General features: G+C 45.9%; 6 protein-coding genes and 3 pseudogenes. 6 read left to right on the top strand and 3 right to left on the bottom strand.

What is annotated here, in order from left to right:
- Nucleotides 1-232: pseudogene (locus tag ACEW9J_RS15665) on the top strand (2-hydroxyacid dehydrogenase); the annotation flags it as partial.
- Between the two features lie 19 nt (nucleotides 233-251).
- Entirely contained in the window at nucleotides 252-1,274 is a 1,023-nt protein-coding gene (gap, locus tag ACEW9J_RS15660; protein ID WP_373546043.1) for a type I glyceraldehyde-3-phosphate dehydrogenase, read from the top strand.
- Between the two features lie 38 nt (nucleotides 1,275-1,312).
- Here gap and ACEW9J_RS15655 read toward each other — a convergent pair whose 3' ends face one another.
- Nucleotides 1,313-2,035 carry a 2,3-bisphosphoglycerate-dependent phosphoglycerate mutase gene (locus tag ACEW9J_RS15655; protein WP_373546042.1) on the bottom strand — a complete coding sequence of 241 codons (723 nt, stop codon included), beginning with the start codon at nucleotides 2,033-2,035 and terminating at the stop codon, nucleotides 1,313-1,315.
- Between the two features lie 144 nt (nucleotides 2,036-2,179).
- Here ACEW9J_RS15655 and mgtA point away from each other — a divergent pair.
- The 4 genes and pseudogenes from mgtA to ACEW9J_RS15635 all read left to right on the top strand — a co-directional run.
- Nucleotides 2,180-3,874, top strand: a pseudogene (gene mgtA, locus ACEW9J_RS15650) (magnesium-translocating P-type ATPase); the annotation flags it as partial.
- Nucleotides 3,875-3,990: 116 nt separating this feature from the next.
- Nucleotides 3,991-4,611, top strand: coding sequence for a tyrosine-type recombinase/integrase (locus ACEW9J_RS15645; protein ID WP_373546041.1), 621 nt, complete (start codon nucleotides 3,991-3,993; stop codon nucleotides 4,609-4,611).
- Between the two features lie 61 nt (nucleotides 4,612-4,672).
- A complete protein-coding gene (locus ACEW9J_RS15640; protein WP_373546044.1) occupies nucleotides 4,673-7,630 on the top strand; it encodes a Tn3 family transposase in 2,958 nt (985 codons plus the stop codon).
- 63 nt (nucleotides 7,631-7,693) lie between these two features.
- Nucleotides 7,694-8,125, top strand: a pseudogene (locus ACEW9J_RS15635) (glycosyltransferase); the annotation flags it as partial.
- A gap of 10 nt (nucleotides 8,126-8,135) precedes the next feature.
- Here ACEW9J_RS15635 and ACEW9J_RS15630 read toward each other — a convergent pair.
- Both ACEW9J_RS15630 and arsS read right to left on the bottom strand, forming a co-directional pair.
- Nucleotides 8,136-9,686 (bottom strand): mercuric reductase, encoded by a 1,551-nt coding sequence (locus ACEW9J_RS15630; RefSeq protein ID WP_373546040.1) that lies wholly within the window; start codon nucleotides 9,684-9,686, stop codon nucleotides 8,136-8,138.
- 17 nt (nucleotides 9,687-9,703) lie between these two features.
- Nucleotides 9,704-10,825 (bottom strand): arsenosugar biosynthesis radical SAM (seleno)protein ArsS, encoded by a 1,122-nt coding sequence (gene arsS / locus ACEW9J_RS15625; RefSeq protein WP_373546039.1) that lies wholly within the window; start codon nucleotides 10,823-10,825, stop codon nucleotides 9,704-9,706.
- Between the last annotated feature and the right edge of the window lie 105 nt (nucleotides 10,826-10,930).

The following is a 10,930-nucleotide window of genomic DNA, read 5'->3' as shown; positions in this document are numbered from 1 at the left end:
CAGCGCATTAGGATTAGATGTCTATGAACAAGAGTCAGCACTATTCTTTGAAGATCGATCGAATCGAATTATGCAGGATGATACCTTTGCTCGATTGATGACTTTCCCTAATGTGATGATTACCGGACATCAGGCATTTTTTACTGAAGATGCAATGCAGGCGATCGCTGAAGTGACATTAGCAAATATCACGCAAATCGAACAGAAACAGACCTGTGAAAATGAAATTTAGATTCAGGAATTAACTTAAAATGACACTCAAAATTGGTATTAACGGCTTCGGGCGAATCGGACGACTAGTGGCGCGGATTGCCCTCAAGCATCCTGAATTAGAATTAGTCGGTGTGAACGACCTCGTTCCCGCCGATAACCTTGCTTACCTATTCAAATACGACTCCACCCACGGCACATATCAAGGCACGGTTGCAGCCCAGCCTGATGGCATCTCGATCGATAATCGCTTTGTATCCTGTCTGGCAATTAAAGATCCGGCAGAACTCCCTTGGGGTAAATTAGGAGCCGATTATGTAGTTGAATCTACTGGACTTTTCACTACCCATGAGGGTGCCCAAAAACACATTCAAGCTGGAGCAAAACGAGTAGTTATCTCAGCCCCAACCAAAGACCCCGACAAGATTCGGACGGTGGTAATGGGAGTCAATCATCAGGAATTCGATCCGGCAACAGATGAAATTATCTCCAATGCAAGCTGCACAACCAACTGTCTGGCTCCAGTTGCCAAAGTCTTGCACGACACCTTTGGGATCGCCGAAGGCTTAATGACTACCGTTCACGCCATGACTGCCACCCAGCTTACTGTCGATGGCCCCAGTAAAAAAGACTGGCGGAGCGGACGGGGAGCCGCTCAGAATATCATTCCCGCCTCAACTGGCGCAGCAAAAGCAGTCGCGCTCGTATTACCTGAATTAAAGGGAAAGTTGAGCGGGATGGCATTTCGGGTGGGTACTGCCGATGTTTCAGTCATCGATCTGACTTTTAAGACAGTAAAACCCACCACCTATGCAGATATTTGTGCGGCGATGAAAGCGGCAGCGGCGGGGGAATTGAATGGCATCTTGGGCTATACCGAGGATAAAGTTGTGTCGATGGATTTTCGCACCGATCCTCGTTCGAGTATCTTTGATGCCACCGCAGGGACTGGTTTAAATGCCAACTTTTTCAAGGTGGTGGCTTGGTACGATAATGAGTGGGCTTATGCCTGTCGGGTTATCGATCTGATGCTGTTTATGGCAAGAAAAGATGGACTGATTTGAATCGATCTCGTAGCGTACCGGAGGTAATCGATTCAGCGTCAATCATTTAGAATCTTTTTACCGAACGGCTTGCCGTCTGCGCCAGCAATCGATCCTCCAGCAGCATCAAGCTCATAGACGATCGGTACACCCGTTGCTAGTTCTAGTGCTGTCACTTCATCTGGACTCAACCCGTCAAGCATCATGATAATCGATCGCAACGAGTTACCATGTGCGGCAATTAAGACGTTATCACCTGCGCGTAAATGGGGCAGAATCCGGCTGTTGAAATAAGCAACCACCCGCTGTTGGGTATCCTCCAAACTCTCCCCACCAGGTGGTCGGACACTGTAAGATCTGCGCCACTTTTGCACCTGTTCGTTGCCGTACTTAGCAGCGGTGTCCGCCTTATTTAAACCCTGCAAATCACCATAGAACCGCTCATCGAGGGCAGCATTTGTAAAAATAGGTAGTTCTTCCGCCGGATTACCATCGTAGTTGTCCCAGCCGCGCCAATCTGGATTAGGTTGCTCGTGTTTAATAATCGGAATTTTGCCACCGCAGATACCATCATTTTCGGTCAGACAGATGGTTGCTGTCTCAATTGCCCGAATTAATTTACTAGTAAAACAGACATTCACCCGATAACCACTGAGCCGACAGGAAGCGATTGTCGCTTCAGCACGACCGCGTTCGCTCAGGGGTACATCCACCCATCCCGTGAACTTGTTGAGCGCGTTCCAGAGGCTCTGACCATGCCGAACCAAAATCAGTTGAGCCATTATTTTCGCTCTTTGTTGTTCACAATTCACTACTTCAATATATAGCGACACCACAAGATCCTCACAGTATAACCCTAAGATCGATCTCAGCACTTAATAACTTTAGAAATTCCAACAATTTAATAACCTAAATTAAATTACTTTATGAATAATTCCAGCCGGAATACCAATTCTGTAGATTCATCCAATGCACTTATAGATATTGCTCAGAAAGATGTAGATGGAGTTCTAAAATTATTTGACACCACTCTAGAAGGACTAACTGAGACTGAAGCCAAGCGACGGTTGGCAAAATCTGGGCTGAATGAGATCGCCCGCGAGAAACCGCTGAAGTGGTATGTCCAACTGCTGAAAACGGTGACTAATCCCCTCTCACTATTACTAATCGTACTGGCGATCGTTTCACTATTAACTGGAAGTCCCACAGCCGCCCTCATCATTACCATCATGGTAATTTTTGGTGGATTACTGCGGTTTTCTCAAGAATTTCAATCGAATAAAGCCGCCGAAAAGCTGCGGGCAATGGTGAGCATCACAGCAGCGGTGAATCGCCAGAGCGACAGTAAAGCTACCGCACCAAAAGAGCAACAAGGTATCACTGGAACAGAAATTGCGGTAAAGTTGCTGGTACCTGGAGATATTGTCTTTCTATCAGCCGGAGATATGATTCCCGCCGATATCCGGTTGATTGCTGCCAAGGATTTATTCTTGAGTCAATCTACACTCACAGGCGAATCTCTCCCCGCCGAAAAACACGTAGATCTCATCGACAATCAGGAGAAAAACCCCCTAGAGCTAATCAATCTCTGCTTTATGGGTACCACTGTAGTGAGCGGTTCTGGCACCGCTGTGGTCGCCGAAACTGGCAGTCATACTTATCTAGCATCATTAGCGAAAACCCTCGGTGGCAATCGAGTCCGCACCAGTTTTGATAAAGCTGTAAATAGTGTGACCACGCTGCTATTGCGCTTTATGCTGATTATGGCTCCGCTCGTATTTCTAATTAACGGCATCGTCAAGCACAATTGGGTAGAGGCGTTCACCTTCGCTTTGTCTGTAGCAGTGGGATTAGCTCCTGAAATGTTGCCTGTAATTGTAACCGCAAATTTGGCAAAAGGAGCGATCGCAATGTCTGACAAAAAGGTAATTGTCAAAAACATCGATGCGATTCAAGATTTTGGCTCGATGAATATCCTCTGTACTGATAAAACAGGTACTTTAACCCAAGACAAGATCGTTTTACAACGGCATTTAGATCCCTATGGTAAGGAAAGTTTGGATGTGCTCAAATATGCCTATCTCAATAGCTTCTATCAGACTGGATTAAAGAATCTATTAGATGTCGCCGTATTAGAACGCAAACAAGAAATTGCCTCTTTAGATATCGACAGAGATTACCACAAATTTGATGAAATTCCCTTCGACTTTGTGCGGCGGCGGATGTCGGTGATTATCGCCGAAACGGGAAAAGACCATGTACTCATTTGCAAAGGTGCAGTCGAAGAAGTCCTCAAAGTCTGTACTCAGCTCAAAGTTGATGATAAGATTTTGCCGATCGATGACTCCGTTCATACTAGAGTTGCCGATCTGCAACAAAAGCTCAACTCCGACGGGCTACGGGTCATTGCAGTGGCATACAAGACGATTCCAATAGAGCAATCTCACTGTGCGATCGCTGATGAAAGCGATCTGATTTTATTAGGAAACATTGCCTTTCTCGATCCGCCCAAAGATTCCGCCGCCCAAGCCCTCAAAGCTCTCAAGCGCAATGGAGTCGATGTCAAGATTTTAACAGGAGACAATGATGGGATAAAGACGAGATACGCGCAAAAGTTATCACCAGTGTAAAGTTTTGTAAAGTAGGTTGGGATCGATACTGACCAAACATTGCCTAGTTTGTCTCCATCTAGGCAAAGTAGAATAGGAATAGGAGCATTGTCAGGAGGTTTTGACAGATGTTGTTAGACCCATCCCAACTTCCCTTTTCGGCAAAGTCTAATTCTCGCGTTCTTCCCCCAGTCAAAAAGACTTCAGAACGAGACAGAGAATACTTGCGTCCCAAAGAAGTTGAAGCAATCATTGGTACCGCCAAAAAAGTTGGAAGGCATGGTATTCGAGATGCAGCAATCATCTTACTGATGTTTCGACACGGACTGCGGACGGCAGAATTAGTCGCCTTGAAATGGTCACAAGTAGACCTGACTGAAGGATATATTGAAATTCATCGTGTCAAACATGGACACGATAGCATCCACCCACTCCGCGCACCTGAATTGAGAGCATTGCGCCAAATTCAACGAGAGTATCCCGAAACCCAGTATGTATTTGTCTCGGAGCGGAAAGCTCCCCTATCCACCAGAACCATTCGTCATTTAGTAGCCAGAGCAGGGGTCTTAGCGGGACTAGGGGCACCAGTCCATCCCCATCAATTACGCCATGCCTGTGGTTATTATCTAGCCGCCCAAGGGCATGATACGAGAGCGATTCAGGACTATTTAGGACACAAAAACATTCACCATACGGTGCGCTACACACAGATGTCCCCGCAACGGTTTGAATCGTTTTGGAAAGATTGAACCGTCAAAAGGCGATAATACGGCAACTCGACAGTTGAAAAGATCATCTTTTCCTTTCTCAGTGGCATCAATCGAACGGACAGCTTACCCCAGATTTAAACGATACTACACAGCCCATGAACTCGAAGAAATTTATAGTCCGACGCAGGTAGAGAGAACATTTGCACGACAAGCCACAACTGGAAAGGACAACTATTTTACCTGGATAGTTTTACTCAAAGTATTTCAGCGATTAGGTTATTTCCCTCAAATAGCAGACATCCCAGCCGCAATTATCGAATACATTCATTCAGTTCTAGATCTGCCCGAAGACATAGGTTTGAACTGTAAATATCCACCAACCTTGTCGCGACATAGAAAAGCAATTCGGGCTTATCTCCAAGTGATACCTTTCAATCAAAAAGGTAGAGAGTTAATTACCAAAACTGTCGAGGAATCAGCCTTGAGGATGGACAATCCAGCCGATCTGATTAACGTCGCAATTGAAGAGTTAATCAAAAATTGCTATCAACTACCTGGCTTCAATACTTTAGATCGCTTAGTTAGTCATTTAAAGAATGAAGTCAATCAAAAGTTATTCTCCCAGATAGTCAGTCAACTCGATGCTGAATACATTAAGAAATTACAGGATCTGTTAGAAGCTCACTCATCGGTCGAGCGCAGTTCTTACAACGATCTCAAAAAACTCCCACACCGCTCGACTCGAAATCATCTTAACGATCTCATCGCCCATTTAATTTGGTTAGAAACAATTGGCGAAATTGCTCCTTTATTAAAGGGCTTAACTCAGTCTAAAATTAAACATTTTACATCTGAGGCTAAGGCTCTGACTGCTTCAGAGATGAAAGATATTAATTTACCTAAACGATTAACTTTAATCCTTTGTCTGATTTATTCGGCTCAAGTGCAAACCCGCGACAACCTAGTAGAAATGTTCCTCAAACAAATGAAGAAGATTTCTATTCGGGCAACTGAGGAATTACAGTCGATTAAGGAAAAGCAGCAAGCAACTACTGAAAAGTTAGTATCAGTCGTGACTAATATTCTGCACATTTTCAATGTAGAGGCAGATCATTCCAACTCATTAGAACAGTTACAAGAGATCTTCACCCAAACAGGAGGGGTCGAACATCTGTTAACCGAGTGTGAAGAGATTAATGCCTATCAGGGCAATAATCATCTACCGTTAATGTGGCGATTTTACAAAAGTCATCGTAGCACATTTTATCGAATATTTAATGCTCTAAGAATAGAATCTACCAGTAGCGATCGTAAGTTGGTAGAAGCTGTAGAAATATTGCGCTCTAATTTCCATCGCAGGGGCGAGTGGATTAAAGATGAAGTCGATCTATCTTTTGCTTCGCAGCAATGGCAGAAAATGGTGTTGGTTAAGGATAAAAATGGTACTAAAGTAATGCGCCGCCACTTTGAGGTTTGTATTTTTTCTTATTTAGCGGCTGAACTTAAATCTGGAGATATTTATGTCTTGGGCAGTGAAGCCTACGCTGACTATCGAGAACAGCTACTTTCTTGGTCAGATTGTCAGCCATTAGTGACACCGTATTGTCAACAACTGGGATTGCCAAATCAGCCTGATGATTTTGTCGAAAATCTCAAAAGTCTTTTGACTCAAACAGCAGCCGACGTGGATTTAGGTTATCCCAACAGTACCGCAATGGTAATTGGTGAAGACGGTGAGGCTGTTTTAAAACGTTCGGCAGCCCAAACTGAGACTGATTCTCTCAAAAAATTAGAGGCTTTAATCGCGGAAAGAATGCCCGAACGGAACCTGATTGATATTTTGAAAGATGTAGACTATTGGACAAATTTTACCCGACATTTTGGCCCATTGAGTGGCTCCGATCCAAAATTAGAACGGGCAGTAGAACGCTACTTATTAACAACTTTTACCTATGGATGTAATCTGGGTGCAACCCAAGCAGCACGTCATATGAGAGGTATTGTTACACCGAGAATGCTTACTTTTGTCAATCAGCGGCACATTAGTTTAAAGAGTCTAAATGCTGCTTTGGTAGATATTATCAATCGTTACAATGTGATGCCATTAACTAAATCCTGGGGTGATGGGACAACAGCGGCGGCTGATGGTACGAAATACGATCTATACGAGCAAAATTTAATCTCGGAGTATCACATTCGCTATGGTGGTTATGGGGGCATTGCGTATCACCATGTTGCTGATACTTACATAGCTTTGTTCAGTCACTTTATTCCTTGCGGGACTTGGGAAGCGGTCTATATCATTGAAGGATTATTGAAGAATCAATCTGATGTTCAACCGCAGATTATCCATGCTGACACGCAAGGACAGTCTACTCCAGTGTTTGCGCTTTCTTATCTATTAGGTATCGAACTAATGCCTCGGATTAGAAATTGGCAAGATTTAGTGTTCTATCGTCCCGAACCAGAGACAGTTTATCAGCATATCGATTCTTTGTTTAAAGGGGTGATTAATTGGGAGTTGATTAAAACTCATTGGTCGGATTTAATGCGTGTGGTTCTTTCGATTGAGTCTGGTCGAATTTCTTCAGATATATTGCTCAGAAAGCTGGGTAACTATAGTCGTAAGAATAAGCTTTATCAGGCATTCCGAGAGTTGGGTAGAGTGATTAGAACGATCTTTCTATTGAAGTTTATCTCTGACCAGAAGTTACGGCAAAAGATTACGGCTACAACTAATAAAGTTGAAGCCTACAATGGATTTTCTAAATGGTTTTTCTTTGGAGGGGAAATGGTGATTGCGAGTAATGACCCCGAACAGCAAGAGAAGATTGTCAAGTATGGCGATCTAGTTGCCAATGCGGTGATTTTCCGTAATGTGGTCGATCTTACTGATGTGTTGCTTCAGCTTAAACGGGAAGGGGTTGTTTGGTCGCCGGAAGATTTAGCTGCGCTGAGTCCTTATTTAACTCGTCATATCAAGCGTTTTGGTGATTATCTGGTCGATCTTGATACTATTCCATCGGCTTTGGAAGAGCAGGTTAATTTAGCTTTTTGAGGTAGGTTTGTTCTACAAATTGCGGTGGTGATAACTTTTGCGCGTATCTTGTCTTTACCCCTATTAGCAGATTCAGCCGTTGTCTGTGGCGGCTTTATTTCGCTGATGACTGGAGCGCAAACGACTCGCTGGGGAATTTCACTGCACAATTATCTCAAAACTTACTATGCTCCTTTGCTGTTTAGACCCCATTTGTTCTTCAAAGGATTGCGCCTTTTATTTGGGGATCAAGTGATGTTTTGTCGTCGGGCTGAGTTTTGGGAGTGCGGTGGCTTTGATGAGACACTTCCGATTATGGAAGATGGGGATTTGTGTTTACGGTTGGTACAAAAAGGGCGAATTCGACAGGTAAATCGCGTTGTTCAGTCGTCCGATCGTCGCGTTGCTCATTGGGGAGCATGGAAAGCAACCGCGATCTACCTTTACATTGGTGTGCTATGGGGGGTTGGGGTCTCCACAGAATATCTCAAGCAGTTCTACGAGGATATTCGCTGATTTAAAGAAGCTAACTGAATTTTGTGACCAGCTTTAACAGTAACTGAAGGGTGGGATTGACGAAGGTTTGGCGATAGTACTCGTCAGCCGCTTGCTTGATTGCCCCGGCTTGGGTTGGATAGGGATGAATCACTTGAGAGAGTGCTTTAAGTCCTTGCTTTGTGACTATGGCAAGTGTGATTTCGCTGATTAGATCGCCTGCGTGACTCGCGACGATTGTTGCTCCCAGAATCCGATCTGAGCCTCGTCGCAGCAGAATTTTCACAAAGCCGTCTGTTTCGCCATCGGTTAATGCCCGATCGACTTCTAAGAACGGAATGTGAATTGTCTCAGTGGTTAGTCCTTTGGCTTGAGCTTCTGCCTCGTAAAGTCCAACATGGGCAATCTCAGGGTCGGTATAGGTCGCCCAAGGCATAACTAGACTGCTGAGCTTGCTGCGTCCGATGCCGAATGGCGCAAATAGAGCATTCTTAATCACAATGCGGGCTGCTGCATCAGCGGCGTGAGTAAATTTCCACTTCATACAGATGTCGCCTGCTGCATAGATGCGCGGGTTAGTGGTTTGAAGATAATCATCGACGACAACGCCAGAAGTATCATAGTTAACACCCGCTGCCTCTAGGTTGAGTTTTTCTACATTCGGGGAGCGTCCTGCACCGATTAAAATTCGATCGACAATAACAGTGTGAGTCGTGCCCTGCTGCTCGTAGTAGATCGCTGTGCCAGCATCCGTCTGCTCGACGCGTGTTACCGTGCTACTTAACAGAACGTTTAGACCTTCTTGTAAGAAGCGTTGCTCGATCGCTTGGGCGGCATCGATATCTTCACGATCGAGCAAGTGCTCATTTTTGTGCAGTAGGGTTACTTGACTACCCAGCCGCTGAAAGGCTTGCGCGAACTCACAACCAATCGGGCCGCCGCCAATTACCGCTAGACGCACTGGTCGATCGACCAAGGAAAAAACGGTTTCATGGGTGAGGAATCCGGCATCCGCCAGCCCAGGAATGTTGGGATGAGCGGCACGGGCACCTGTGGTAATCGCTGCCTTCTTAAAGCGTAGCAGCCGATTGTCAACTTCGACGGTCTGTTCATCTACGAATGCGGCATTGCCCAGAAACACATCAATGCCCTGACGACTAAATTCTTTTGCCGAATCATGAGGGCTAATCTCGGCTCGAATCCACCGCATTCGCTCCATCACCGCTGCAAAATCAACATCTACAGCTTCTTCGGGTGGACGAATGCCAAACGGTGCAGCATTGCGGATCGTAGCAGCGACTCGCGACGACTGAATCACCGTTTTAGAGGGCACACAGCCTAAAGTTAGGCAATCACCCCCCATCAGGCTTTTCTCGATCAGCGCAATTTTCAATCCCAGTTTCAATCCGGCTGCCCCAGCCGCAACGACTAGTCCAGCCGTTCCAGCCCCAATCACAACGAGATCGTAAAGCGGAGCGGGTTCGGGATTGACCCAATCGGGGGGATGCACCTGAGCGAGTAATGCCTGGTTGTACCGATCGAAGGGTTGAACGGCAGGTTCGGTAAAGATTGAGGGCAGCATAGGGTTAAGGTGTTGTTTTATACAATCGCGCCGCTGCAAGAACTCCCAGATCCAGCGGTACAGCCAAAGCAATGAAATCCGGTGACAATCTCGCGTTGGGCAAGCAGCGTGGGGTTAAAATCACGAATATGGGGTCGATGACCATCGGGCTGTTGGGCATCTAAATCCAGCATTTGATTAAAGTCGCAGTCGAAAATGCGACCATCCCAGGAAATAGATAGCGTGTTTCGGCACATCAATCCTGAAATCGTGCTGGGATTGAAGGCATTCACGAGACGTTCCATGTATGTCTGTAAGCAATCTGATGTTTCGAGCCACTCCAGAAACCGCGCGATCGGCATATTGTTGAGGGCGATTAAGCGATCGAAGGTAATGCCATAATTTTGCTCTAATCCGGCTTTCCATTCTTTTTCGATGCAAGGATTGTTTTTCGCGAGGCAAGTTCCCAACGGATTTGTGACCAATACTAACTGTCGCTGAGGATCGCCCTTGCCATAGCCCACGGCATTCAATCGCTGCAACGCTTCGATCGATTTCTCAAACGTGCCATCGCCGCGCTGGGCATCGGTTCCTTGCTGCTGATAGTGCGGTAACGAACAAACAATCTCAACACCCCGCTCGCCCAGCCATGCGGGCAGATCCTGCATTCGCGGCAACAGCAGCACAGTCAAATTACAGCGATCGATGACATGCTTGCCCCGTGCGACACAGCGATCCACGAGATCGCGAAAATGCGGGTTCAGTTCGGGCGCACCCCCGGTGAGATCGACCGTCTGAGCATCCGTTCGATCTAGAGCTTGCAAACAGGCATCGATCGTCGATCGATCCATGTTCTCAGTCGTGCGGGTGGGGCCTGCATCGACATGGCAGTGGCTACACGTCATGTTGCACAACTTGCCGAGATTGATTTGAAAGATCTCCAGTCTGCTGGGTTGAAGGCGTTGCCACTGGTGAACCGCTAAGGTTTGAGCAAAGTCACCTTGCATCTGCGACCGATCGTTGGCGTTAGCCTCTCCTTGGAGAATCGCCGCCAAAGCCGCCCGTTGTTGCTGGGGATCTGCCAGCCGCGATCGTCCGTATAAATCTGTTGTTGCTTTAATCCTTGTCTGGGTTCGTTCGTGTGTCTGCTCGATATCCATCCTGAAGTTCCGTTATATCTTCCTTCTATCTAAAAGCTTATCGTTTTCAGATAGCTAAAAACCTCAACTCAAAGTTATACTTTAAACCTATCCCAAACAGGTAAA

This window comes from Chamaesiphon sp. (assembly GCF_041737865.1).
GTDB lineage: Bacteria > Cyanobacteriota > Cyanobacteriia > Cyanobacteriales > Chamaesiphonaceae > Chamaesiphon.
This window is presented reverse-complemented; position numbering and strand designations above follow the sequence as displayed.

Bases quoted from the DNA above. Each gene is read 5' to 3' on its own strand.
- gap (WP_373546043.1), top strand. From the start codon at position 252: ATGACACTCAAAATTGGTATTAACGGCTTCGGGCGAATCGGACGACTA.
- ACEW9J_RS15655 (WP_373546042.1), bottom strand. From the start codon at position 2,035: ATGGCTCAACTGATTTTGGTTCGGCATGGTCAGAGCCTCTGGAACGCG.
- ACEW9J_RS15645 (WP_373546041.1), top strand. From the start codon at position 3,991: ATGTTGTTAGACCCATCCCAACTTCCCTTTTCGGCAAAGTCTAATTCT.
- ACEW9J_RS15630 (WP_373546040.1), bottom strand. From the start codon at position 9,686: ATGCTGCCCTCAATCTTTACCGAACCTGCCGTTCAACCCTTCGATCGG.
- arsS (WP_373546039.1), bottom strand. From the start codon at position 10,825: ATGGATATCGAGCAGACACACGAACGAACCCAGACAAGGATTAAAGCA.